20 protein-coding genes and 1 tRNA gene are annotated in these 26,036 nt (G+C 67.3%); 17 read left to right on the top strand and 4 right to left on the bottom strand.

The genetic code is table 11. The features are described 5' to 3' along the window. Positions 1-18: 18 nt before the first annotated feature. Complete coding sequence (locus GGR25_RS12410) at positions 19-1,188, top strand: M20 aminoacylase family protein (RefSeq protein WP_183399094.1); 1,170 nt, start codon at positions 19-21, stop codon at positions 1,186-1,188. Here the strand turns inward: GGR25_RS12410 and GGR25_RS12405 are convergent. After that, positions 1,176-2,168, bottom strand: coding sequence for a TerC family protein (locus tag GGR25_RS12405; protein WP_183399093.1), 993 nt, complete (start codon positions 2,166-2,168; stop codon positions 1,176-1,178). The genes GGR25_RS12410 and GGR25_RS12405 overlap by 13 nt on opposite strands. 255 nt (positions 2,169-2,423) lie before the next feature. Here GGR25_RS12405 and ilvD point away from each other — a divergent pair, with 255 nt between their 5' ends. After that, positions 2,424-4,277, top strand: a complete 1,854-nt coding sequence (ilvD, locus tag GGR25_RS12400) for a dihydroxy-acid dehydratase (protein ID WP_183399092.1) — start codon at positions 2,424-2,426, stop codon at positions 4,275-4,277. 781 nt (positions 4,278-5,058) lie between these two features. Here ilvD and GGR25_RS12395 read toward each other — a convergent pair. Then, positions 5,059-6,561, bottom strand: a complete 1,503-nt coding sequence (locus tag GGR25_RS12395) for a M48 family metalloprotease (protein ID WP_183399091.1) — start codon at positions 6,559-6,561, stop codon at positions 5,059-5,061. After that, positions 6,558-7,436: a thermonuclease family protein gene (locus GGR25_RS12390; RefSeq protein WP_246409600.1), complete on the bottom strand. Its 879-nt coding sequence runs from the start codon at positions 7,434-7,436 to the stop codon at positions 6,558-6,560. The genes GGR25_RS12395 and GGR25_RS12390 overlap by 4 nt, the downstream gene beginning before the upstream one ends. Before the next feature lie 170 nt (positions 7,437-7,606). Between GGR25_RS12390 and GGR25_RS12385 the strand changes: the two genes are divergently transcribed. The 15 genes from GGR25_RS12385 (at position 7,607) to GGR25_RS12320 (ending at position 24,466) form a co-directional block, all read left to right on the top strand. Continuing rightward, positions 7,607-7,683: transfer RNA gene (locus GGR25_RS12385), tRNA-Arg, on the top strand. A gap of 116 nt (positions 7,684-7,799) precedes the next feature. Beyond that, a complete protein-coding gene (locus tag GGR25_RS25015) occupies positions 7,800-8,042 on the top strand; it encodes an Arm DNA-binding domain-containing protein (protein ID WP_343068073.1) in 243 nt (80 codons plus the stop codon). Positions 8,043-8,790: 748 nt separating this feature from the next. After that, positions 8,791-9,882, top strand: coding sequence for an ABC transporter substrate-binding protein (locus GGR25_RS12380; protein ID WP_183399090.1), 1,092 nt, complete (start codon positions 8,791-8,793; stop codon positions 9,880-9,882). Between the two features lie 26 nt (positions 9,883-9,908). Then, entirely contained in the window at positions 9,909-11,153 is a 1,245-nt protein-coding gene (locus GGR25_RS12375; RefSeq protein ID WP_183399089.1) for an acyl-CoA dehydrogenase family protein, read from the top strand. 13 nt (positions 11,154-11,166) lie between these two features. Beyond that, the gene (locus GGR25_RS12370) at positions 11,167-12,456 is read left to right on the top strand and encodes an acyl-CoA dehydrogenase family protein (protein ID WP_183399088.1); all 1,290 of its coding nucleotides are present in this window, start codon (positions 11,167-11,169) and stop codon (positions 12,454-12,456) included. A gap of 15 nt (positions 12,457-12,471) precedes the next feature. After that, a complete protein-coding gene (locus tag GGR25_RS12365; RefSeq protein ID WP_183399087.1) occupies positions 12,472-13,803 on the top strand; it encodes an acyl-CoA dehydrogenase family protein in 1,332 nt (443 codons plus the stop codon). After that, on the top strand, positions 13,800-14,876 hold the full coding sequence (locus GGR25_RS12360) for an ABC transporter substrate-binding protein (RefSeq protein ID WP_183399086.1): 1,077 nt from the start codon (positions 13,800-13,802) through the stop codon (positions 14,874-14,876). The genes GGR25_RS12365 and GGR25_RS12360 overlap by 4 nt, the downstream gene beginning before the upstream one ends. Positions 14,877-14,929: 53 nt before the next feature. Continuing rightward, complete coding sequence (locus tag GGR25_RS12355) at positions 14,930-16,084, top strand: sugar ABC transporter substrate-binding protein (RefSeq protein ID WP_183399085.1); 1,155 nt, start codon at positions 14,930-14,932, stop codon at positions 16,082-16,084. Beyond that, complete coding sequence (locus GGR25_RS12350) at positions 16,081-17,658, top strand: ATP-binding cassette domain-containing protein (RefSeq protein ID WP_183399084.1); 1,578 nt, start codon at positions 16,081-16,083, stop codon at positions 17,656-17,658. The genes GGR25_RS12355 and GGR25_RS12350 overlap by 4 nt, the downstream gene beginning before the upstream one ends. Continuing rightward, positions 17,655-18,680 (top strand): ABC transporter permease, encoded by a 1,026-nt coding sequence (locus GGR25_RS12345; RefSeq protein ID WP_183399083.1) that lies wholly within the window; start codon positions 17,655-17,657, stop codon positions 18,678-18,680. The genes GGR25_RS12350 and GGR25_RS12345 overlap by 4 nt, the downstream gene beginning before the upstream one ends. A 249-nt stretch (positions 18,681-18,929) precedes the next feature. Next, positions 18,930-19,943, top strand: a complete 1,014-nt coding sequence (locus GGR25_RS12340) for a BMP family ABC transporter substrate-binding protein (protein ID WP_183399082.1) — start codon at positions 18,930-18,932, stop codon at positions 19,941-19,943. A gap of 6 nt (positions 19,944-19,949) precedes the next feature. After that, complete coding sequence (locus tag GGR25_RS12335) at positions 19,950-21,539, top strand: ABC transporter ATP-binding protein (RefSeq protein ID WP_183399081.1); 1,590 nt, start codon at positions 19,950-19,952, stop codon at positions 21,537-21,539. Between the two features lies 1 nt (position 21,540). Next, positions 21,541-22,572, top strand: coding sequence for an ABC transporter permease (locus GGR25_RS12330; protein ID WP_183399080.1), 1,032 nt, complete (start codon positions 21,541-21,543; stop codon positions 22,570-22,572). After that, positions 22,569-23,474, top strand: coding sequence for an ABC transporter permease (locus tag GGR25_RS12325; protein WP_183399079.1), 906 nt, complete (start codon positions 22,569-22,571; stop codon positions 23,472-23,474). The genes GGR25_RS12330 and GGR25_RS12325 overlap by 4 nt, the downstream gene beginning before the upstream one ends. Positions 23,475-23,506: 32 nt before the next feature. After that, a complete protein-coding gene (locus tag GGR25_RS12320) occupies positions 23,507-24,466 on the top strand; it encodes a nucleoside hydrolase (RefSeq protein ID WP_183399078.1) in 960 nt (319 codons plus the stop codon). Positions 24,467-24,683: 217 nt separating this feature from the next. Here GGR25_RS12320 and GGR25_RS12315 read toward each other — a convergent pair whose 3' ends face one another. Next, positions 24,684-26,021 carry a M20/M25/M40 family metallo-hydrolase gene (locus GGR25_RS12315; RefSeq protein ID WP_246409596.1) on the bottom strand — a complete coding sequence of 446 codons (1,338 nt, stop codon included), beginning with the start codon at positions 26,019-26,021 and terminating at the stop codon, positions 24,684-24,686. Positions 26,022-26,036 lie beyond the last annotated feature (15 nt).

The raw sequence follows: 26,036 nt of genomic DNA, 5'->3' as shown, positions 1-26,036 counted from the left end.
TCGCTGGGGAACGCTTCGATGCCGATCATCAACCGTCTCGCCGACTTCCACGACGACATCACGGCCTGGCGGCGCGATTTTCATCGCCATCCTGAACTGCTCTATGACGTCCAGCGCACGGCCGAGGTCGTGGCCGATCGCCTGCGCGATTTCGGCGTCGACGAGGTCGTGACCGGCATCGGCCGCACCGGCGTCGTCGGGGTCATCCGCGGCCGCAAGGCTGAGGCCGGTCAGACCATTGCGCTTCGCGCCGACATGGATGCGCTGCCGATCGAGGAAGCGACCGGCAAGCCCTATGCCTCGACCGTGCCGGGCAAGATGCACGCCTGCGGCCATGACGGGCACACCGCCATGCTGCTCGGCGCCGCGCGCTATCTCGCCGAGACGCGGAACTTCGACGGCACCGCCGTCGTCGTCTTCCAGCCGGCCGAGGAGGGCGGCGCGGGCGGCAAGGCCATGGTCGATGACGGTCTGATGCAGCGTTTCGGCATCGACGAGGTCTATGGCCTGCACAATATGCCGGGCCTGCCCGTCGGCAAGTTCGCGATCCGGCCGGGCCCGATTATGGCGGCGACCGACGAGTTCGAGATCCGCATCATCGGCCATGGCGGGCATGCCGCGAAGCCGCATGTCACGATCGATCCGATCCTGATCGGCGCCCATGTCGTGCAGGCGCTGCAGTCGATCGCTTCGCGCTCCGTCGACCCGCTCGACGCCGTCGTCGTGTCAGTGACGACGTTCCACGCCGGCCGCGCCCACAACATCATCCCCGGTTCTGCGGCGATCGGCGGCACGGTCCGCAGCCTCAGCCCGGAGGTCCGCGACCTCGCCGAGCGGCGGATCAACGAGATCGTGCAGGGCATCGCCGGCGCCTTTGGCGCCAAGGCGGAGGTCGGCTATCACCGCAACTATCCGGTGACGGTGAACCACCCGGATCAGACGGCCTTTGCCGTCGAGGTCGCCAAGCAGATCGTCGGCGAGGCCAATGTCGACGCGGCGTCGCCGCCGATGATGGGCGGCGAGGACTTCTCCTACATGCTGCTGGAGCGTCCCGGCGCCTTCATCTTCCTCGGCAATGGCGACACGGCCGGGCTGCACAATCCCGAATACGACTTCAACGACGCCGCGATCCCGATCGGCTCGTCCTATCTCGCCCGCCTGGTCGAGACGGCGCTTCAGCCCCGCTGAGGCGCCTTCTCGGCCTCGCCGCTCGTCTTCCAGAGCGAGACGACCACGCCGCCGCCGAGCAGGCCGACCGTGAGGCCGAGCGAGATCCAGGACGGGACCGGGCCGACGAGGTGCGCCCAGTAGATCTTGGCACCGACCGCGATCAGCACCAAAGCGAGCGCATATTTCAGATAGTGGAAGCGGTGCACGGCGGCGGCGAGCGCGAAATAGAGCGCGCGCAGGCCCAGGATCGCGAAGATATTGCTCGTATAGACGATATAGGGATCGGTCGTGATCGCGAAGACGGCCGGCACGCTGTCGACCGCGAAGACGATGTCGGCGATCTCGATCGAGACCAGCGCCAGCATCAGCGGCGTCGCCACGCGGCGCAGCTTGCCGGTCACCGGGTGCGGCTCATGGGTCAGGAATTTGTGGCCGTCCAGCTTCGATGACACCGGGATCATCCGCCTGACGATGCGCACGACGGGATTCTTCTCGATATCGACCGGCTCGTCGCTGGCGAACAGCATCTTGACGCCGGTGAAGAACAGGAAGGCGCCGAAGATATAGAGGATCCAGGAGAAATTGCTGATCAGCGTGGCGCCGACGCCGATCATGACGGCACGCAGGACCACGACGCCGACGATGCCCCAGAACAGCACGCGGTGCTGATAGGCGCGCGGGATCGCAAAGGCCGCGAAGATCAGCGAGATGACGAAGATGTTGTCGAGCGCGAGGCTCTTCTCGACCAGGAAGCCCGTCAGATAGTCCATCCCGGCCTTCGCGCCGAGGTCGACCCAGACCCAGGCGCCGAAGAGCAGCGCCACGGCGATGTAGAAGGCGGAGAAGACGAGGCTGCGCGAGATGCCGATCTCGTGGTCGCCCTTGTTGGCGAAGCCGAGATCGAAGGCGAGCAGCGCCACGATGATGACGAAAAAGATCGCCCACGCACTGGCAGGCTGGCCGAGGAACTCGGCCGACAGGAACGGAATGATGGACATGGTTGAGCGAGCGCAGGTCGCCGTGTTGCTGTGCTCTAGAGGTCCGACATCGCGGTGGGCGACACACCGCCAGAGGGGCCCGGACCCCGCTCGTTCCGTATAATGTGAGACGGCCCGCATGGCCTTGCAAGGGGCATGGCCGGGCATTTTTTCTCGACAGACTTCGGATTCTCGTGCATCGACACTATCTTTCCTCACCGGCCCGAAAGAGGCCGCAGCAGCCCCCACGCCAATCGCCACCGATGCGAGGATAAAATGCCTGCCTATCGCTCCCGCACGACCACCCACGGCCGCAACATGGCCGGCGCCCGCGGCCTCTGGCGCGCGACGGGCATGAAGGACAGCGATTTCGGCAAGCCCATTATCGCCGTGGTGAACTCGTTCACCCAGTTCGTGCCCGGCCATGTGCATCTGAAGGACCTCGGCCAGCTCGTCGCGCGCGAGATCGAGCTCGCCGGCGGCGTCGCCAAGGAGTTCAACACGATCGCCGTCGATGACGGCATCGCGATGGGCCATGACGGCATGCTCTATTCGCTGCCCTCGCGCGAGGTGATCGCCGACAGCGTCGAATACATGGTCAACGCGCATTGCGCGGATGCGATGGTCTGCATCTCCAACTGCGACAAGATCACACCCGGCATGCTGATGGCCGCGCTGCGCCTCAACATCCCCGCCGTCTTCGTTTCGGGCGGCCCGATGGAGGCCGGCAAGGCCACGGTCGCCGGCAAGAAGGTGGCGCTCGACCTCGTCGACGCGATGGTCGCCGCCGCCGACGACAAGGTGACCGACGAGGACGTCAAGGTCATCGAGCGCTCGGCCTGCCCGACCTGCGGCTCCTGCTCAGGCATGTTCACCGCCAATTCGATGAACTGCCTGACCGAAGCGCTCGGCCTGTCGCTGCCCGGCAATGGCTCGATGCTGGCGACCCATTCGGACCGCGAGCGGCTCTTCGTCGAGGCCGGCCATCTGATCGTCGATCTCGCCCGCCGCTATTACGAGCAGGACGACGAGACCGTGCTGCCGCGCAACGTCGCCTCCTTCGGCGCGTTCGAGAATGCGATGCGGCTCGACATCGCCATGGGCGGCTCGACCAACACGGTCCTCCATATCCTCGCGGCCGCGCATGAGGCCGGGATCGATTTCGACCTCGACGACATCGACCGCCTCTCGCGCGAGGTTCCGGTGCTGTGCAAGGTCGCGCCGGCCAAGCAGGACGTTCATATGGAAGACGTCCACCGCGCCGGCGGCATCATGGCGATCCTCGGCGAGCTGGCGCGCGGCGGCATCCTGAACACCGAGCTGCCGACCGTGCACGCCTCGACCATGGCCGAGGCGATCGCGCGCTGGGATATCCGCCAGACCAATTCCGAGAGCGTGCGCGACTTCTTCAAGGCGGCCCCCGGCGGCGTGCCGACCCAGGTCGCCTTCAGCCAGTCCGCGCGCTGGGAGGAGCTCGATCTCGACCGCGAGAAGGGGGCGATCCGCGACGTGCCGCATGCCTTCTCGCAGGATGGCGGTCTCGCCGTGCTCAAGGGCAATCTGGCGCCCGATGGCTGCGTCGTGAAGACGGCCGGCGTCGACGATTCGATCCTGAAGTTCACCGGCCCCGCCGTCATCTTCGAGAGCCAGGACGATGCCGTGCACGGCATCCTGAACAAGAAGGTCAAGGAAGGCGACGTCGTCATCATCCGCTATGAGGGCCCGCGCGGCGGTCCCGGCATGCAGGAGATGCTCTATCCGACGAGCTATCTGAAGTCGCGCGGCCTCGGCAAGGCCTGCGCGCTGATCACCGATGGCCGGTTCTCCGGCGGCACGTCGGGCCTCTCCATCGGCCATGTCGCGCCGGAAGCGGCCTCGGGCGGCGCGATCGCCCTGGTCGAGCCCGGCGACACGATCGAGATCGACATCCCCAATCGCTCGATCCGCATCGTGATCTCGGACGAGGCGCTGGCCGCCCGCCGCGCCGCGATGAACGCCAAGGGCAAGGCGGGCTGGAAGCCGGCGGCGCCGCGCAAGCGCAATGTCTCGGTGGCGCTCCGCGCTTACGCCGCCATGGCGACCAGCGCCGACAAGGGCGCCGTCCGCGACGTGACGCTGCTCGAAGACTGAGCGCCCGATAACGCATCCTGAAAGGGCAGGCTCCGGCCTGCCCTTTTTGTTTGGGTCACAGGCTGCAGTCCCCATGGGCTGCTCCAGACAGACGACGACACAGCGGCCAGCCCGATGCACCCCGCCGGCCTTGGCCGCAGGGTTGTGAACGAAGAGGTCGCGCGGGGCGGCCGAGTGCCTGCGCGCGGGCAGCGCGCCGGCTGAAGATGATGGATGAGGTGCCCGAGCCGCCCGTCTGCGGCAGCCGGCGCCCCGCGCCGACGAGATCTGCGGCCGGTACCGATGGACCGTGGGTGTTTCGTTGCTGGGTCACCCGGCGGCAAGTCCCGCGTCCGGATCTCCCCTTGCGGAAAGCCCGAACGCCCGCCGCTGGCCCGCGTGTACGGACCCGGCGCATCGGAGTTCCGGCCGCCCTTCGGAACGAGGCTCGTGACCCCTCGCCCCCAAGGCCCGCCGAGCCCCACCCGCAAACGGAACGACCGGTTCGCCCTCTTCGGTGGGCGGGGATGAAAGGAGTATGCGCCCGGCGAGAGGGGGCGGGGATAGATTATTTTCCTGGCTCGCCCGGCGCGCACCGGCCTGCCCCCTCTCCCGCTTGCGGGGGAGGGTTGGGGAGGGGGCGTCGAGGCCGAGGCTGTGGGAATTGATAGAGTTCAGGGCTGGCGCCGAAGCTTGCAGCGATCGTGCAGGTTGGCCCCCTCCCTCGCCCTCCCCCGCTTCGCGGGAGAGGGAATGCGCCAACGCCGCCTACCCCTCCCCGAGGAGGAGAAGCGACCCACCGCTATTCCGCGATGATCTTCACCTTCTCGCCGACGGCCGGCAGAGACGCGCCGGGCTTGATGTCGTTGAGGACGCGGAAGAGATCGAGCGGCCGATCGACGCCGCGCATGCGGCCGGCGAGACTCTCGACGGTATCGCCCTGCGCCACCGTGATGACGCGCACGCGGAGCGGCTTCAGCGCCGCGATCTGCTGCGGCGTCAACTGTCGGAAGCTCTGGATCGTCGCATCGGCGGCCGCCTGCAGGCCGGGCGTATCGCTCTCATTGGCGAAGATGAAGCGATAGGTCGCGCTCGGACCGACGCGGATGACGGCGATGCGGAAGACCCAGCCCTTGGCCTGCGCCTTGGCGGATGCGGCCTCCAGCCCGTTCACCTGGAAGGTCTTGATCGACGCGGCGTCGAGCCCGTTGACCCAGCCGGAGGCGATATAGGTCGCGAGCGACGAGCCGGCCGGCAGATTGGCGCCGTCGAAACGCAGCGCCGTGCCATCCGGCCCTGTGGCAAGGACGGCATCGCTCGTATTGTCGAGCACGAAGCCGTCGGGAACCGCGAAACCGATGCCGAGCGTGGGGTGCAGGAAGGTCTTGCCGCGCACGAAGCCCTGCGAGGGATCGTCGCCGAAGACGATGCCGTCGATGCCCTCGAGATAGCGGTTGCGGTCGACCTCGCCGATGCCGGGCGCGCCGAACTGGCGGGCCGCGCGGATGGCGAATTCGACGCGCTGCGGCGTCGCCGGGTGGCTCGCCAGGAAATCGGGACGCTTGTCCTGCACCTGGCCGGCCTGCTTGTACTCGGCATAGCGGCCCATCAGGTCGAGGAAGCGCGCCGCCGCGAAGGGATCGTAGCCGGCCTTGCCGATGGTGCGCACGCCGATCGCATCGGCCTCCAGCTCCTGCTGCTGCGAGAAGGCGGCGAGCGTGCGCTGGCTGGAGGCGAGCGCGAGCTGGCCCGCCTCGCCATCCTGCAGCACATCGGAGACGACGCGGCTGACGATCACGGCCGCGCGCGCCTTGTTCTGGCGCTGCATGGCGTGGTTCGCGGTCACATGGCCCATCTCATGCGAGATGACCGCCGCGACCTCGGACGAATCATTGGCGAGTGCGAGCAGGCCGCGCGTCACATAGAGATAGCCGCCGGGCAGCGCGAAGGCGTTGACCGAGGGGCTGTTCAGGATCGTGATGCGATAGGACTGCGAGGGGTCGTCCGATGCGGCGACGCAGCGGCCGACGATGCGCGCGAGCGTCTTCTCGAGCTTGTCGTCATGATAGACGCCGCCATAGCTCGCGACGATGCGCGGGTGTTCCTCGGCGCCGATCCGCGCCTGGGTGGGATCGACCGCGGGCGGGGTCGTGGCGCCGGCGACGGTCTGCGGCGGCCCGTAGGTTCCTTCGAGCGCAGTCGTGCAGCCGGCGAGGAGCAGCCCCGCCAGCACCACCAATCCCGTGCCGCGCCACCACGGCCTGCCGCTCCGGGGGCTCACCGCACCCGCCGCGCCTTCGCTCATCGTCCACCATCATCCAGCAGTTCGAGCTGTTCGGGATGCGTCACCCGGATGCTCGGACCGCCGCGCTGCTCGATCCATCCTCGCACGCGCACGCGCCGCCCTTGAAAATCGCCTGCCTTCCAGCCGCTCTCGGCAAGCGCGGCCATGGCCTCGCTCGACAGGACCACCGTGAAGTCCGTCGACCAGGTAAGCCCGAAATCGAGATAGACGATAGGACCGCGTTCACCGACGGAAAGAACACGTCCTTCCACCAGATCATAGCTGTCATGCCGACGCGCAAGACCAGGCTCGGTCGCGGCGTAGATCACGTAATACGGATCGGCCCAAAGGCCAAGTGCAGAACGGCGCGCTGTACGCTCCGCCTCGATCAGTGCACCGACGCATTGTCGATTGTCGGCGAAGGAATAGACCCGTGCGAGCCCGGCAGCCACCATCTCGCGCTGCAGCCAGGTCTCGCCGCCATCCTCGGAGATCACGAACAATTGCGCGAGCGCGCGGCCATAGCGGTCGCGGCGCGCGCCGCCATAGCGCAATTCCACCGCCTGGCCGAGCGCGAGGCGCTCCAGCGCGGCCTTGGCCACATCGGCGAGCGGCCAGGCGACGAAGCCGGGGCGGTCCAAGGGCAGTTTCGGCGCTTGCGTGCCCGCGAGGCGCACTTCGAGGCCGCTGTCGAGCTGCACCGTATCGCCATCGATGACGGAGGCGACAACGCCGCCCTCGCCGGCGACGAGCGCACAGCCCGCGCCGCCCAGAAGCCGTTCGCCGCCGGGATCCGCGCTGCCGACCGTCGCGCCCGTCCGCGTGTCGCCCGCCAAGTCTCCGCCGACCGCTGCTTCTCCACTGACCGCCATGGCGACCATGATGCCGAAGAGCATGGCAAAGGCATGGCGGGCACGACCGTTTCCGCCCGCCCCGCGACAGGACGGCCGCGCGGCGCCACGAGCCTGATTCCGGTTCCCCCGAGCCATGCAAACAGGGTGGCACGGGCGCGGGCGAACATGCTAGAGGAGGCACGGCCTCAAAGGCCCTCGCGGCCCATTCGGCTGTCCCGGTAGCTCAGCAGGATAGAGCAACGGTTTCCTAAACCGTAGGTCAGGGGTTCGAATCCCTTCCGGGACACCACCTTCCGATCCAGCATGGTCCGAGGCCGTCATTCTCGGCCGATAGATCGGCGGATCTGAGCCATTCTGCATTCATGTTTGTCCAACCACGTCCGGTGCAGTCCGACGCATTTGTTGGTGTTTTGTTGGATTCGAAGCGGCGCGGCCGAGCGCCATACCGACAGGCACGATAGCTATCCGATCACTGACTTAGCGATCCGTAGCGCAAAGCGGCGAGAGAAGGCCTACAAGGTCTCCGATTCCGGTGGCCTACACCTTCTGATCAATCCAGGCGGCTCGAAGCTGTGGCGCCTCGCATATAAGGTCTCGGCCGGGTTGGTGCCGACCGTCGCCGTCGTCAGATTGCCGGCCGCGTCGTAGCTCCGCGTCGAACCAGCGATCGAGGTCGGCGCGTACGGCCGCACCGCGCTGGCGCGCTGCGCCGGATAGCTATAGCTGCCGATGGCCGAATTTGTCGCGATCGAGCCGGCGGCATTGTCCTGCAGGTCCGGCGGGTACTCGTATCGGCGCTGTTCGTCGCCGTCAGCAGCCGGTCGAGCGTGTCATAGCCATAGCTCCAATTATCGCCCGACGGCGTCGAGACCATGTAGGTGAGGCGCGCCAACCGCGCCCCTTCTGGTGCCTTCGGAACATTTCCAAGGCTCAGGGCTTTGGCTCTCGTGGTCGTGAGCCTCGTCCGATCGCAGGACGCGCCGAGATCCATAGAGGCCTGAGGCACTCGCCATCGTGGCGGGGTGTCAAGAAGGACGGTTCGGTCGGAAGCGCTGCCCGTTGACGCCGCATCCTGCTGCGCCGCGCGAGCGCCGTCCTCAAGGGAAGGCATTTCCTTCCGCGCGCCGGGGCGGACGGCAGACTGTGTCGCCGGCTGAGTCCTTTGCGACGGAGCACAAATTCTCTCATCGCGGACACCCATCCGGGAAATTCGATGTGGTTTTCGATCAATCCGCAGAATCCCGATCGGAGGTGCGGCCGCTGTTCGGAAGAAAGAGCATTTCTCCCGGAAAGCAGGGATCAGAAAATTCTATTTTGTAGATCGATTTGATCGTCTTTAGCCTCCAGCCAGGATGGCGAAGCGCTTTCGCGGCTTCGCAAGGCGACAAGGCGACCCATGGCCGAACGACAAATCTGGTACACACGCTGCCCCGTGCCGACGGCGCTCGGCCTTGCGGTTCAGCGCGGCACGCTGCATGAGGCGATCGCGCCGCTCGGACGGAGCCTCGCCTCGATCCAGCAATCAGGCGACCGGGCGACTCAGGCGTCGCACTTCACCCATCAGCTCGCGAGCTCGATTCGTCATGGCGGCAATACACCCGCCATCTTTGCGCGGTCGGAAGGCGCCGATACCCGCATCGTCGCCCTGTCCTGGACGCCGACGCCGCATCCGATCCTGGTCAGGCCGGGTTCGGGCATCGAGACGGTGCGTGATCTCAAGCGCAAGCGCCTGGCGCTGTCCCTCCGCCAGAACGACGTCATCGATTTCTGGCGCGCGGCGGCGCTCCGTGCCTATGAGGCGGCGCTTGCGAGCGAAGGGCTGACGCTCGACGACGTCACGCTGGTCGATCTGCCGGTCGCGCGCAGCTATCTCGACGACAGCCGGCTCATCCGCAAGCCGCGCGGACCTGCGGGGCTCGCCACCGGCGGTGGCCTGCAGCGCGAGGAAGTCTTCGCGCTCATCCGAGGCGAAGTGGACGCAATCTACTCGCAGTCCTCATTCGCCTCCGAGCTCGCGAGCTTCGTCGGCGTCGAGACGCTCTACGACGTCGGCCAGCACCCCGATCCCCTGGAACGCGCCAACAATGCGCTTCCGGAGGCGTTCACGGTCTCGGCGAGCCTCATCGAGGAGGACTTCGAGGCAGTCGCGACGATCCTCGCGGCCTCGATCCTCGCTGCCGACTGGGCGCGCGATCATCACCGCGAGGCGGTTCGCATCGTCGCTTCCGAGCAGCGTGTGGCTGAGGAAGCCGTCGAGGTCGCCTATGGCCCGACCCTGACCGATCATCTCGACATCGCCCTCTCGCCCTTCCGCGTCGAGGCGCTGGGGCGGCGCAAGGATTTCCTGCTGCGCCACGGCTTCATCCGCGCCGATTTCGACCTCGACGGCTGGATCGATCCGCGGCCGCTGGCGCGGGCCGAGGAGATCGTCGCGGCCTGGAAGGCTGCCGGAACGAGCGGGACGGCGGACATCCGTTCCGTCGCGTGACACGACCCAAGATCGGGAAGATCATCATGAATATCCATGTCGATCCCATCGGCGAACTGGCAGCCGAGGGCTTCGATCCGAACACGGTCCTGCCGGCGGCGTCAGTCGATCCGGCGGCGCCGCTGCGCTTCGCCGAGGCCTTCGGCGCCGCGCTGGCCAAGGTTGCGACGGCACGGGAACAGGCCAATATCCGGCCGACGGCGGAAGTCGCGATCCTGAAGTCTTCGGGTCTCGTCAACCTCCTCATTCCCGAATGGTTCGGCGGGCTCGGCGGCAGCATCACGACGGCGTTGAAGATCCTCGTCGCGCTCTCGCGCGGCGATGCCTCGATCGGCGCGCTGCTCGGCTACCACTATACGAATTCCGGCGTCGCACGCCTCTTCGATGTCGAAGGCGATGCCGAGGCGGTCGAACGTCTTTCTGCCGAAGGCCGCTGGTTCTGGGGCAATGTCAGCCAGCCCGGCGCACGCAGCCTTGCGGCGACCCCGGACGGACAGGGCTTCCGCCTCAATGGCGTCAAGCACTGGAACACCGGTCCCTCGCTCGCCGACGTGACGACCGTGCTCGCCAATCGCGACGACGTCCCCGAGCTTGCCTATGGCTATGTCCCGATCGACCGCAAGGGCCTCGTCTTTTCCGGCACTTGGGATCATCTCGGCCTGCGCCGCGCCGAAACGCTCTCGCTGGAGTTCCACGATGTCGAGCTGAAGGCGGACGAGGTGTTCCGCTCCAGCTTCGGGCCGGTGACGAGCTTTCCGCCGCTCTATGTGCCGATCGGCGAGCTTTATTTCGCGAGCTATTATCTCGGCTCGCTTCTGGGGGCCATCGACGCCGCCGCCCTCTATACCCGCCAGGAAACACGGCCGGCTCCCGGTTCGGGCGTCGCCAGCGCGACGCTCGACCCCTACGTCCTGCACCAGTATGGCGAGTTCTGGACCGAGGCTGAGGCAGCCCTCGCCTTTTTCCTCTCGGTCGGCCGCGAAGTCGAGGACGGCTTCGAACGCCGCCGCAGCATCACGGCGCGCGAGCGCGCCGAACTCGGCGTCAAGGCCAACGCCGTGCGCGCCTTCGTGACGCGCGCCGGGCTTTCCGTCACGCCGCGCATCTACGAAGTCACCGGGGCGCGGGCGACGCGCAACGATTTCGGCTTCGACCGCTTCTGGCGCGATATCCGCACGCACACGCTTCACGACAACCAGCACTACAAGCTGCGCACCATCGGCGATTTCGCGCTGAACGGCGTCGCGCACGAGCCCCCCTCCTTCGCCTGATCAGACCGGAATCATGACCGCCGTCAGCCCCATCAAGATCGCCGCGCGCCCCCAAAAGGCGCCGGCTTCGCTCGACTATCTGCGCGCCCGTTCGCTGTTCGATCGGCCGCATTCCGCTCTCGAGGAGAAGTGGCTCGCCATCGCGCGCGACGTTTCGGCCGAATTCGCGAAGACCGCCGTGGAGGGCTATCGCACGCGACGGCCGCCGCGCGCCGAGATCGCCCGGCTCAAGGAGACGGGCCTTTCGACCTTGCTCATTCCGGAGGAATTCGGTGGCGGCGGCGGCGACTGGCGACTGGTGGTCGAGGTGATCCGCGAGATTGCGGCCGGCAATGCCTCGGTCGGCGTGCTGCTCACGCATCATTATTTCGGCATCGAGGGGATCGGCTCGCTGCCCGAGCCTGAGCGTGTCGGGGCCTGGAAGGACGCCGTCGCGACCAAGCATTTCCGCGGCGTCATCGCCAATCCGCGCGATCCGGAGATCGTCGCGACGCCGATCGGCAACGGCAAGTTCGCGCTCAATGGACGCAAGAGCTTCTGCACCGGCGCCGCCTTCGCCGACCAGATCGGGGCGCAGGTGCGCCGCGCCGATACGCAGCAATATGTCCTCGCCATCCTGCGCCCGCCGCTGGAAGGGCTGACGCATCTTGGCGACTGGGACAATATCGGCCTGCCGCAGGGCGACAGCGGCTCCTTCGTGCTCGAAAACGTCATCGTCGATGAGAAGGATCTGCGCGCCTTCGGGCCGCCGCCGGAGGATGGCAAGCCGAACGAGCCGAATCTGGGGCCGCTCGGCGTGCCTTCCGGCAACCTAGCCTTCTCCAACGTCTATCTCGGCACGGCCATCGGCGCGCTCCGCGCGGCGCGCGACTACATCCAGACCGAGACGCGGCCCTGGATCCTCTCCAAGGCCGAACGCGCCGCCGACGATGATCTCATCATCAATGGTTACGGTGAGCTCTGGCTGCAGCTCGAGCAGGCGCTCGCGGTTGCCAATCATGCGGCGGAAAAGGTGCAGCAGGCCAAGAACCTGCCGCCCGAGGCGCTGACCGAGGATCTTCTGGGAGAGCTCCGGGTTGTCGTGGCGACACTGAAGGTGACGGCGACGCGCGCCAGCGTCGACATCACCTCCACGATCTTCGAGCTGATGGGCGCGCGCTCGACCGCGAACCGCTACGGCTTCGACCGGTTCTGGCGCGACGCACGCACCTACACGCTGCACAGCCCCGTTTTCTACAAGGTGCGGGAACTCGGCGAATGGGGGCTCTCGGGCGCCTATCCGCCGGCGACCTTCTATACCTGAGCGGGGGAAAACATCATGAACGCCCCTGCAGCACCGCTCGCCGCCGCGCGCTCCATCGATGCCGATGAACGGCGCAGCCGTGCGAGCACCTATCGCGGAAGCTTCACGCCCGACGGCGCGACGCCGATCCTCTTCGATGCGGACGAGGCCGTCGCGGTCGCCGAGCGCTTCGCCGAGGAGATTCGCGAAGCCTCCGCCGATCGCGCCATCGAGGCCATTCCCCCGCTCGTGGAACTCGAACGCGCTTCGGCGCTCGGCCTCACCAGCCTCTTCGTTCCGCGCTCGCATGGCGGCCCGGAGGCGAGCTACTGGACGCTGGCGCGTGTCATATCCGCGGTGGCGCGGACCAACCCGAGCGTCGCCCAGATCCTGATCGCGCAATATTCGCTCGGCGACGTGATCACCGACCAGGGCACGGCAGCGCAGAAAGACCATTTCCTGCCGCTGATCCTCGCCGGGGCGCGGGTCGCCAATGCCCTCACCGAGGCCAAGACCCGCTCGGCCGCCGACATCACGACGCGCCTTTCGCGGACCGGCGAGGGCCGCTACCGGCTCGACGGCGAAAAGTTCTACACGACCGGCTCCTATGTCGCGCATTACTTCCCCGTTCTGGCCAGGGACGATGACGGCGCGGTCGTTTACGCCTTCATCGCCCGCGATGCCGAGGGACTGACGATCCTCGACGACTGGCGCGGCATCGGTCAGCGCGCGACGGTCAGCGGCACCGCTCGCTTCGACGGCGTGGCGGTCGAGGAGATCGCCGTCATCCGCCCGTCGGGGCCGCCGCGGCCCCATAGCGGCAACACGTTCGCGCAGCTCCTGCATGCTGCCGTGGATGTCGGCATCGCCGCAGGTGCCCTCGATGAAGCCGTGCGCTTCCTGAACACCAAGGCACGCGCCTGGCCGGAAGCCGCCGTCGAGCGGGCAGCCGAGGAGCCCCACACCATCCGCACCTTCGGCGAACTGAAGGTGCTCGAAGAGGCGGCCGACGCTCTCGTCGAACGGGCAGCCGGCGTGCTCGCTCTTCTGCGCACCGATCCGGATTCGCCGACGCTTCAGACGAAGGCCGTGCTCGCCGTCGCGGCAGCCCGTGCCGCGGCGGATCATGCGGCGCTTACGGCCTCCAACGAGATCATCGCGCTCGGCGGCGCCCGCGCTTCGCTGGAGACATGGAATCTCGACCGCTTCTGGCGCAATGCCCGCGCCCATACCGTGCACGACCCCATCCGCTGGCGGCACCACGCGATCGGCAATTACCACCTCAACGGCGTCATCCCGCCGGACAATGCCCGCTCGGCGGCCGCACGCACCGTTTCCTCCCAGTCCCGTTCGGAGATCGCAACATGAGCCTCGCCCCGCCTGCCGGCGCGCGCGCCGTCGATACCATCTGGTATACGCGTTGCCCGGTCCCGACCGCCTTCAGCCTGGCCATCCATCTCGGGCTGCTGAAGCGCGAATTCGCGCCGGATGGCATCCGCATCGCCTCGCTGCAGCAGGCCGACCGCACCAAGCTGCAATCGCATTTCGACCACAGCCTCGACGACAGCTTCCGCTATGGCGGCAACATCCCGCCGATCTGGGCGCGCTCCGAAGGCGCCGACACGCGGCTGATCGGCCTGTCCTGGATCGACGCACCGCATGTGATCCTCACACTGCCGGAATCGGGTATCCGCAATGTGCGCGATCTCAAGGGAAGGCGGCTCTCGGTGCCGCGCCGCGTCAATGACCAGATCGATTTCTGGCGCGCCGGCGCGATCCGCACCTATGAGGTCGCCCTGGCGAGCGAAGGCCTGACGCTCGACGATGTCGAACTCGTCGATGTCCCGATCGAGGCGGCCTACATCGATCCCGCGAATACATCGGCGCTCACCGGCTCGATCTTCTCGCAGGCGCGCCGGCGCAGTCCCCTGAGCGGCGACCTTGCCGCGCTCGTTCGCAGCGACGTCGACGCCATCTTTTCCGAAAGCTCCTTCTCGGTTCACCTGCAGAGCTTTCTCGGGGCGCATGTCGTCTATGACGCACATACCCATCCCGACCCGCTGGTCCGCCACAACAATGCGATCCCGCAGGCCTTCACTGTGAGCGCCAGCCTGCTGCGCGACCGGCCCGATCTCGTGGCCCGTGTCCTGGCACAGACGATCGCTGCCGCCGAATGGGCGACGACCCATCGTGAGGAGGTCGTCCACATCACGGCGCTCGAGGCCAACGTCTCCGAGGAGATCGCCGACTCCACCTATCCGTTGCTCGAGCAACAGCTCGCGACGGGCTTTTCGGAGCAGGCCCTCGAGGCGCTCAGGCGGCGCAAGCAGTTCCTCCTCAGCCACGGCTTCATCCGCAAGGATTTCGACCTCGGGAGCTGGATCGACCGGACGCCGCTCGAAACAGCCCTCAGCCAGGGCGGTCGCTCGCTCGCCGCCTGAACCCCCAAGCCAATTCTTCGGGCATCGCGCCCGACCATCGTGAAAGCCGGACCATGACCTTCTCGCCGATTACAGCCCTTCGGGTGCCTCGCTTCCTCGCCGCCGCCGCGCTCGCCATCACTCTGCCGCTCGCGGCCTCCTTCGCTCAGGCCGAAGACAATCCGGCCGGTGTCGCCGAGGCCGAGGCGATCGTGAAGGCGCATCTGGGAACGCCGGAATTCTGGGCGCCGCCCAGCTTCGATTCGACGCCGGCGCGCGGCAAGACCGTTTGGTGGATCTCGGACTACAAGACCAACATCCTGAAGCAGTGGGCCCTTCTCGGCGAAAAGGCGGCTGCCGATGGCGGCCTCAAGTGGCACCTCTATGACGGCGGCGGCTCGGTCCCCGAGCAGGTGCGCGGCTTCGAACTCGCCATTGCCGCCAAGGCGGATGCGATCGTCCTCGGCACCGGCTATCCCGCCGCCGCCTTCGCGGCGCAGGTGGCCAAGGCCAAGGCGGCCGGCATTCCCGTCTTCAGCATCAACAGCCATCCGATCGGTCCGGACGCGCCGGCCAAAGTGCCAGGGCATGTCGCCGACATCAGCTACAACTATCCCGATGCCGGCAAGCTGCTCGCCGACTGGTTCGTCGCCGATTCCGCCGGCAAGGGCCATGTCCTCCTTGTCGACATCACCGGCCTTCCGAGCGCCGGCTGGACGCTGGACGGTTTCCGCGCCGAGGTGAAGCGCCTCGGCGTCGATGCGAAGATCTCGGAAGCGGCGACGAGCCTCGGGCCGTCCGTCCAGACGGACCTGGCGAATGTCGCGAGCACCGCGGTGCTCCGCGATCCGTCGATCGGCTACATCATCCCGCCGTTCGACGATTTCGCGCTCTTCGTACAGACCGGGCTGGCGCAGTCCGGCGCACGCGGCGCCAAGGTGAAGACGGCCGGCTTCAACGCCGTTCTGACCCAGGTCACCAATCTGAAGCGGGGCGGCACGCCGCTCAAGATCGATCTCGGCGGCCCGAATGCCTGGTTCTCCTACGCCGTCATCGACGACGTGTTGCGTGTCCTTTCCGGACAGCCGGCAATCCACGATTACAAGATCGGCTACAAGATCTTCGATCACGAGAACACGCAATCGATCGACACGACCAAGGAGGTCGATACCGATTGGTATGGCGTCGACTACCCGGCGAAGTTCAAGGCGATCTGGGGCGTGAAGTGACCGGAACGGCCGCCGCTTCCTCTGCCCCGGCGGCCCTCAGCCTCGGCGATGCCTCCATCGCATTCGCCGGGGTTACGGCCCTGAGGCGGGTCTCGCTGACGGTGGCGCCCGGCGAGATCCGCGCGCTGGTCGGCAAGAACGGCTCGGGGAAGTCGACCCTCATCAAGATCCTCTCCGGCTATCATCGCCCAGCGTCGGGCACGACCCTCGCCATCGGCGGCGAGCATTTCGCCTTTCCCCTTTCGCCCGAGAAGCTGCGGACCGCCGGCCTCGCCTTCGTCCATCAGGATCTCGGCCTCGTCGCCGAGGCGAGCATCCTCGACAATGTCCTGGTCGGGCGCTTTGCCGGCGGTCGTGCGGCGCCCATCGCCTGGCGGCGTGAACGCGAGCGGGTGCGTACGACGCTGGCCCGCTTCGGTCTCGACCTCGATCCGTCGCGCCCGGTCAGCGCGCTCTCGCCTTCCGAGCGGGCCTTCGTCGCCATTGCGCGCGGCTTCATCGACGCCGGGGGACCGGCAGGCCGCGTGATCGTCCTCGACGAGCCCTCCGCCTTTCTTCCCGAAGCCGATGTCGCCCGCCTTTTCGCCGGCATCCGCTCTCTCGCGGCGTCTGGCCGTGGCGTCATCTATGTCAGCCACCGGCTGGACGAGGTGCTTGAGATCGCCCATTCGGTCACCGTGCTGCGCGACGGCGCGCTGGTCCATGAGGGCCCGGTCGCCGGGCTCGGCGAGGACGATCTCGTGCGGCACATCCTCGGCGAGGATGTCCGGACTTTCTATCCCGCCCTGGCGCCGGCCCGCGAGGAACTCGCCCTCTCGGTGCGCGAGCTCGACGGCGAGACGGTCAGCGGCGCCTCGTTCACGGTGCAGCGCGGCGAGATCGTCGGGCTCACCGGGCTCGCCGGCGCCGGCCACGAAGAACTGCCCTATCTCATTGCCGGCGCCAGCCGGGCCGCCGGTGGCGTCGTGCGAATCGGCGAGCGGAAATATGACGCGCGCCTCCTCGACCCGATCGCGACCCGCGCAGCCGGCCTCGCTCTGCTTCCTGCCGACCGGCAGAAGGCAAGCGGCGCGCAGGAGGCGAGCGTGCGCGAGAATGTCAGCCTGCCGGTGCTCGCGCGCTTTGCACGCTTCGGCACGATCCGCGCGGGCCTGGAACGGGTCGCGGCGGAGCGGCTGCTGCATGCCTTCGACGTGCGCCCGGCGCGCGCCGAGGCGCCGCTCCGCACCCTCTCCGGCGGCAATCAGCAGAAAGCGCTGCTCGGCAAGTGGATGCAGACGGCGCCGTCGGTCCTCGTGTTGCACGAACCGACGCAAGGCGTCGATGTCGGCTCGAAGCAGGACATTTTCCGCCGCATCGAGGAGATCGCCGCCTCGGGCGTCGCGGTTCTGATCGCCAGTTCCGAAACCGAGGACCTCGCGCGTCTCTGCCATCGCGTCGCCGTGCTGCGCCGCGGCCGCATCGCCGGCGTGCTGGCCGGCCCCGACCTTACCGAAACGGCGATCGCGGATCTCGGTTTCCGTGATCGCGACGTCCTTTCCGCCGATGAGCGCCAGGGAGCGCACGCCGCATGAGCCAGAATCAGAGCGCCGAAGTCGCCATCGCGATCCCAGAGTCTCGGCCGCGCCTGAACCCGCTCGCGGGCCTTCTCGACATCGAGCGCTTCGGGCTCATCTATGTCTGGCTGCTGCTGATCGCCGGCTACTCGCTGTTCGTCCCCTCGTTCTTCTCGGTCTCGACCTTCCAGATCGTGCTCGGTTCGCAGGCGACGCAGATCGTGATCACGCTTGCCGTCGTCGTCGCGTTGCTGGGCGGCGAGTTCGATCTGTCGGTCGCCAATGTGATGGCGGTAGCGGCCACCGCGGTCGTGACGCTCAACACGGACTATGCCTGGCCGATCGGTTGGACGATCCTCGCCGTCATCGCGGCGGCGCTCGCCTTCGGGGCGCTCAATGCCTTCATCTCTGTCCGGATCGGCGTGCCCTCCATCATCACGACGCTGGGCTCCGGCACGCTGCTGATGGGCGCGGCCAATGGCTGGGCGGGTTCTGCGCCACGGGCGGGCGTCGACCAACGGCTCATCGACCTCGTCTCCCTCGATGTCTTGGGTGCCCCCCTCGCGATCTACGTGACCTTCGCGATCGGCATCGGCATCTACTACGTGCTGGAGCACACGCCGGCCGGCCGCGCCTTCGTATTCAGCGGCCAGAATGCCGAGGTGGCGCGTCTCGCCGGCATCCGCGTCGCGCGCATGCGCTCGGCATCGCTGATCTGGTCATCGCTGCTTTCCTCCGTGGCCGGCATTCTCCTCGTCGGCATCACCGGGGCCTCGGTGCCCGCGGTCGCGAGCGGTTATCTGCTGCCGGCCTTCGCCGGCGCCTTCCTCGGCTCGACGGTGATCCGTCCGGGACGCTTCAACGTGGCCGGCGTCTTCATCGCCATCTATTTCCTCGTCACCGGCGTCACCGGCCTGCAGCTTCTCGGCTATACCGGCTGGGTGAACGACGTCTTCTACGGCTTCTCGCTGGTGCTCGCGGTCGTCCTGACGCAGCTTATTGCCAAAAGCCGCCGCTCATCCGGAGCCCGCGCGCCATAAGGCGCGCTCGCATGCTGGCCTGCCACCGGTCATGCTCGCTGTCGGCGCTCGTTCGCAGCGAAGGGGAGTGTGGCCTGCCGCTTTCGGCCGCTGCCGCTCACTCTCGTCGAAGCCCCGTCATGTCGCGCTTCGCAAAGAGCCGGCCGAGAATTCCGAATCCAACGACGCCGCGATAATCGCAATCTGATTCCTGTTCGGCGGGGTGAGGACCGGATAGCTCATACGTGTCTCCATCCTTCTGGTGCCGCCATGGGTCTTCCCGTCAAATCGCTGATTGCTGCCCTGTTCGCCTCCGCCTTCGCGCTCACTGCGCATGCCGAGGACAAGAAGCCGTTGCTGGTCTATGTGACCGGCCCGATCGGCGTCGACAACTTCCTGAAACAGGGTTGGGAAGGTGCCCAGCGCGCTGCCAAGGAACTGGGCGGCACCGCCCGCCTCTATGAGAGCCCCGACCCGACGACGAAGCGCCAGAACGTGGAGGCGGCAGCGCGTGCCGGTGCCGATCTGGTCGTGACCATCACTTATGAATTCGACGACATCCTCGCCGAAGTGGCCAAGGCCTACCCGAACATCAAGTTCCTCGATGTCGATGCCTGCCCGAAGGACCCGGCGCCCAACGTCACCTGCGTCGGCTTCCGTGAGCAGGAAGTCAATTTCCTCGCCGGCGTCGAGGCTGCGCTGACCTCGAAGACGGGCACGATCGGTGCGATCGGCGCCCTCGACATCCCCTTCATTCACCGCTGGACCGATTCCTTTGCGGACGGGGCGAAATACGCCAAGCCCGACATCAAGGTCCTGAACACGCTCTGGGTCGGCGGCGACAATCCGTTCTCCGATCCAGCCCGCGGCCAGCAGCGCGCGGTTTCGGTCCTTTCAGACGGCGCTGACCGCCTGATGGCGGCGGCATCGGCCAGCAATACCGGCATCTTCGCCTCGCTGCCCGACTTCCCCGGCGTCCTGGCTTTCGGCGTCGACGTCAACCAGTGCCCGGAGGCGGAGGGCTTCATCCTCGACAATGTCGAGAAGAAGACGGATGTGGCGACCCATGCGACGGCCCTCGCCGTGATCAAGGGCGAGGCGAAGCAGCACACGGTGCTGGGCCTCGCGGAGGGCGGGCTCGATCTGACCGGTCTCGGACCGGACGTTGCCGCATCGAAATGCGTGATCGCGGAGTATCCCGACGTCATCGCCAAGGTTCGGCAGGTCAAGCAGGACATCATCGACGGCAAGGTCGCCGTTCGCGATCCATTGACCTCTCCCTGACCGTCCATGGCGGCAGCACTGGAAGTGCGGGGCATCGTCAAGCGTTACGGTGCCCTGGTCGCCAATGCCGGCGTGGATCTCGTCGTCGAGCGCGGCGAGATCCACGGCATCATGGGCGAGAACGGCGCCGGCAAGTCGACGCTGATGAATATCCTCTACGGCGTCACCCAACCTGATGCCGGCGAGATCCGGCTGGGCGGCGCGCTCGTGCGGCTGCGCTCCCCGCTCGACGCGATCCGCAACGGGCTCGGCATGGTCCATCAGGCTTTCCGCCTGTTCGACAGCCTCTCGGTCTGGGAGAACATCGTCTTCGGCCGGGAGCCGGTCCGCGGCTGGGTGGTCGACGGCCGCACGGCGCGGGCCGCTGTCGCGGAACTTGCCGAACGCTTCTCGCTCTCCGTCAATGTCGATGCGCGCGTCGGCGACCTGTCGGTCGGCGTGCGCCAGCGCGTCGAGATCCTGAAGGCGCTCTATCGCGAGGCCCGGATCCTGATCCTCGACGAGCCGACCGCGGTCCTGACGCCCCGGGAGGCGGACGCGCTCGCCGACGTCATGCGCGCGCTCGTCGCCGACGGACGCAGCATCCTGTTCGTCACGCACAAGCTGCGGGAAGTCCTCGACGTCACCGACCGGATCACCGTGATGCGCCACGGCGCGGTTTCCGCCCGTTTGGAAACGGCCCGCACATCGGAACAGGAGGTGGTGCGGGCCATGGTCGGTCGCGCTGTCTCTCTCGATATCCAGCGGCCGGACGTAGCAACCGGCGATGTGGTCCTTGAGGTCGATCACCTGTCCGTCAAGATGGAGCACGGTCACAGCGCCGTGTCGGATGCCGGCCTGACGGTGCACGCCGGCGAGATCGTCGGCATCGCTGGCGTCGCAGGCAATGGGCAGAGCGAACTGATCGAGGCAATCGCGGGCCTCCGCCGCCATGCCGGCGGGACCATCCGTCTTCGAGGCACCGAGATCGGCGGGCTCTCGGTCGGGGCGCGCCGCCGTCTGGGGGTTGCCTATATTCCCGAGGATCGCGCGACAGTGGGGACGGCCGGCCGGGCCTCCGCATCCGAGAACCTCATCCTCGGCTTCCAGCGCCGGCGGGAGTTCCAGCGCTGGGGCCACCTCCTGCACGAGCGCGTTCTGGGCTGGGCGCAAAGGCTGATCGTGCGCTACGACGTCCGCATCCGCGATGCCCAGACGCCGGTCGACACGCTATCCGGCGGCAATCTGCAGAAGGTCGTGGTGGCCCGCGAGCTCGAACACCAGGCCGCGCTGATCATCGCCGAGCAGCCGACGCGTGGCGTCGACATCGGCGCGATCGAATTCATCCACCGCAAGCTCCTGGAAGAGCGCGCTCGCGGCCGGGCGATCCTTCTGGTTTCGGCGGAACTGTCGGAGATCCTGGCGCTCAGCGACCGGATCCTCGTCATCTACGAAGGACGGATCGTTGCAAACCTGCCGAGCCGGGAGGCGAGCGAAGAGCGGATCGGCTCCCTGCTGGCCGGCGGCTCCGGCGATGCGCCGCCCGTTGAGGCCGGCCCGCTCCGGGCACCGAGCCCGGCCCCGTCGCTCTCCGACGCCAAGCTCCGCGATCCATGACATGAGTTTCACCTTCCCCCATCTGAGGCGCGCTCACCGGAGGCTGCCGACCGCGCTCTGGTCCATTCTCGCCTCCTTCGTGGTCGGCGGTCTGGTCCTGCTGTCGACCGGCAACAACCCGCTCACGGCGTATCGGGCCCTGGTCTCCGGGGCGCTCTCGCTGCCCAATCTGCCGGATACGCTGAACTGGGCGATGCCCGTGGTCGGCATGACGCTTGTGGCCGCGATTCCGCTCCGCGCCGGCATGCTCAATCTCGGCGGCGATGGTCAGCTGGTGGTCGGGGGCCTCGTGGCCGCAATCGTCCCGCTCCATCTGCCCTTCACCGGGTTCGCAGCGATCATCATCAGCATGGCGGCGGCTATCATCGCGGCCGGCCTCTATGCCCTGCTCGCCGCCTGGGGCGAGATCAGCCGCGGCATCCCGATGCTGATTTCCAGCCTGCTGCTGAACTATCCGGCCGTCGGCGTGGCGTCCTATCTGGTGCGTTTTCCCCTGCGTGACACGACGTCCAACCTGCCGCAATCGGCGATGATCCCGCTCGACGACCGCCTGCCTGCCCTGGTCGGACCGCTGAATGTCGGCGCGCCTGTGATGATTGCGGTCGCGCTCGCCTATGTCTGGTTCGAACGCCGGACCGTCGGCGGGCTCGAGCTGCGTCTCAGCGGCATCAATGCGCGATTCGCGCGCTATGGCGGCATTCATCTCGCGCGGCAGGCCTATGGCGTCATGTTCGTGAGCGGCGGGATCGCCGGCCTTGTCGGCTCGATCATCGTGCTGGGCTCGCATTTCCGCTTCATCGACGACGGTCTGCTGGCGCCGTCCTTCGGTCCCACGGGCTTCATGGCAGCGCTGCTGGCGGGTGGCCAGCCGCTGGGCAGCGTGGCGGCCGGGCTGTTCTTTGCCGCGATGCAGATCGGCGGCGTAGGCATGCAGCGCGATACCGAGGTGCCGCGCGTCCTGACCATGGTGCTGCAGGCGATCACGATCCTGCTCATCGCCCTTTTCCGTCGCCAGCGGACGGATCGCGAATGAGCAATCTGTTTTCCGTCATCCTGCTGCAGGCAACGCTTCAGGCCATGACCCCCATCCTGCTGGCGTCGCTGGCGGGTGTGCTCTGCGCGCGGGTCGGCGTCTTCAACATGGCGCTGGAAGGACAGATGCTGGTGGGCGCGTTCTTCGCGGTCGTCGGCAGCTATTATGGGGGAAGCGCGCTGGCGGGCGTTGCCGCAGCGCTCGTTGCGGTGCTGGTCTTCACCTTGCCGCTGGCGCTCGGCACCACATGGTTGCGCGGCGACAATATATCGATCTGCATCGCGCTCAATCTTCTGGCCTCGGGCCTGACCAGCTTCCTGCTGCGCATCGTCTTCGGCGTCAGCGGCACCTTCTCCGATCCGGCGATCCTCCCGATCGTCAAGCTGCGCTGGCTCTGGCTGCGGAACATTCCCGTGGCGGGCATCCTCACCTGGGCGCAGACGCCGATCACGTTCCTGTCCTGGGCGCTGATCGGTGTGGTGTGGTTCCTCCTGTTCAGGACACCGATCGGCCTCCGCCTGCGCGGGGTCGGCGAGCGGCCGGATGCTGCGCAGGCGCTCGGCGTCGACGTATCGCGTTACCGCATCGTGACGGTCCTCGGCTCCAGCCTTCTGCTCGGCCTTGCCGGCGCGCAGCTTTCGCTTGGAACGGTCAGCGTCTTTTCCGAGGACATGACCGCGGGCCGGGGCTGGATCGCCCTCGTGGCGGTGATGCTAGCCCGCAGCGATCCGCTCTGGGCGGCTGCCGCGTGCCTCCTCTTCGGCTTCACCGATGCAATCGGGCTACGCCTCCAATCCATCGGCCTGCCCAATCAATTGACCGACATAACGCCCTACGTGATCACGCTCATCGTCATCGTGCTCAATTCCGGCCGATCCAGCATCCGCCTCAGGATGCGCTGAGCCTTGCCTCCAGGAACGAGAAGGTGAAACCCATGACCGAAAAGCGCCGCATCATCCTCGATGTCGACACGGGCGTCGACGACGCGATGGCGATCCTCTACGCGATCAATCGGCCCGGACTGACGCTCGAGGCCTGCACCACGGTCTTCGGCAACACGGAGATCGAGAACGCGACGCGCAATACGCTGCAGATCCTGGAACTCGGTGGACGAGCGGACATTCCGGTCGCCGCCGGTGCCGCGCGCTCGCTGCTTCATCCTTTCATCAAGACCGCCGGCCATGTGCATGGCGACAACGGACTCGGCGAGATCACGCTGCCGCCGCCGCGCAGCAAGCCACTCGAAGAGCATGCCAGCGATCTGATCATCCGGCTCGCGCGCGAGAATCCGGGCGAGATCACGCTGGTGCCGGTCGGGCCGCTGACCAATGTAGCCCTCGCGATCGCGAAGGACCGGGCGATCGCCGGTCTGCTGCGCGAGATCGTGGTGATGGGAAGCACCGTCTTCCACCCCGGCATCGGCGGCACGCCGCGCCCCATGGTCGATGCCAATTTCCTCAATGATCCCGAGGCGGCACATATCGTCATCAACTCGGGTGCACGCATCACGTTGGTCGGCATGGACGTCACCATGCGGACGATGCTGACGGCGGACAGGATCGCGCAGATCACGGCCGAGGGCGGCCCCGCCGGTCGTAAGCTGATGGAGATCACCAAGTTCTATCTGGATTTCTACAATGAATCGGCTGGTTACGAGATCGGCGCGGGCATGCACGATCCCCTGGCCGTCGCCATCGCCGAGGATCCGAGCCTCGTCACGAAAACGCCGATGCTCGCCACGGTCGAACTGAACGGCGAGTGGACTCGCGGCCAGTTCATCGCCGATCGTCGGCGTCAGGCCGAGGGCCGCGAGAATGTCGATGTCTGTACTGACGTACAGGTCGACCGGTTCATCGACCGCTTCGTCGAGACGATCAAGACCGTCGGTCTCTAGAGCGCTTTCAAGCGAAGCAGTACCGGTGCACGTGAAAGACCGTGCGAGCGACTCGTTCAGCGCTTGCATTGCGGCCGACGATCGCGTGCGGCAGCCTATGTTCCGGCTCCCTGCGCAAAGGACGCAGCCGACCGAACGGCCGCGTCCTCTGTGGGGCCGGAACGGGCGAGAAGGACGAGCGGCGGGGTTTGGGGCCGGGCCGCTCGTCGTGTCTGCGTCAGGCTACGCCGCACCAGCGTGCGGCGGAGCGGGCGAGGATGCGTGCGGCGTCGGCGACTTCGGAGAGGTTCACGAACTCGTTCATCGAATGCGCGCAGCGCAGATCGCCCGGCCCGAAGATCACGGACGGAATGCCTTTCTGCTCGATGAAGGCGGCGTCGCAGCAGGCGTTGAAGGCCGCCGTATCCGCGAGGCCGGCCGGCGGCGCTCCCAGAACGTCGGCCCGCGCGCGCACGAGGCTGCGCACCAGCGGATGCTCCGGGTCCGTGTCGGAGACCGGCCAGTTGCTGTCCCAGCGCAGCACGGGCGGGTGCTGGCGCAGCCACGGATCCATCTCGGCGGCGCGGCGGACCTGCGCCTCGATCTCGGCGCGGATCTCGGCGGCGGTGTTCTGCGGCGGATACCAGACGAGGTAGCCGATCGTCGCGCGGTCGGCGAGATAGCCGACGCTCGGCACGCCCGCATCGCCATGCAGAACGGCAGGACACAGCGTGAAGAAGCCCGCCGGAAAGGCCGGATGCACCTTGGTCGTGCCCCATTCCTGCTCGAGCTGCTGCAGCGCCTGGACGACGAGGATCGCCTTCTCGACCGCGTTGACGCCGACCGCCATGCCGCCACCGCCCGCCCGGATCGACGGGCCGCGATTGCCGCCATGGCTGGCGAGGCCCTGGACCTCGATATGCAGGTTGAAATTACCGGCCCCGACCGGCGACACCGTCAGCGGCACCGGCTGCGATGTCGGCTCGACCACGATGCCGCCCTCCGCGACATAGCCGGCTTCGAGAACGGCCGACGTGCCGAATGCATGGCTCATGGTCTCCTCGCCCACCACCGCGTGGATCTGGAGCTCGCCCTTGAGGCGGATGCCGGCGGAAGCGAGCGCGGCGGCCGCCAGCGCCGCCGAGACGAGGCCGCTCTTCATGTCAGTCGATCCGAGACCGTAGAGACGCCCGTCCCGGATCTCGGCGTTCCAGGGGCTGCCGGTGGACCAGAGCTCGGATTTGAACGGCGCGACCGTATCGACATGGCCGTTGATCAGCAGCGAGCGCCCGCCGCCGGCCCCCTTCAGGACCGAGACGCGATTGACCCGTTCGGGGTCCGGCGCGACCGCATGGCTGTCGAGGCCGAAGCCGGACAGAAATTCGGCGAGCATGCCCGTGACCTGCGTCTCGCCGCCGATCACCGCCTCACGCGCGATGCCGGGGAAGAGCGGGTTCACGCTGTTGGTGGCCACCATGCGCTGCAGGAGATCGACGGCCTTCGGCCACAGGGCGTCGATCGCCCGCTCGACGGCCTCCGTCTGAGCGGCAGTGAGAACGGGTTCGCTGGTGGTCATGATCGGCTCCGAAGG

Source organism: Kaistia hirudinis (assembly GCF_014196455.1).
Lineage (GTDB): Bacteria > Pseudomonadota > Alphaproteobacteria > Rhizobiales > Kaistiaceae > Kaistia > Kaistia hirudinis.
This window is presented reverse-complemented; position numbering and strand designations above follow the sequence as displayed.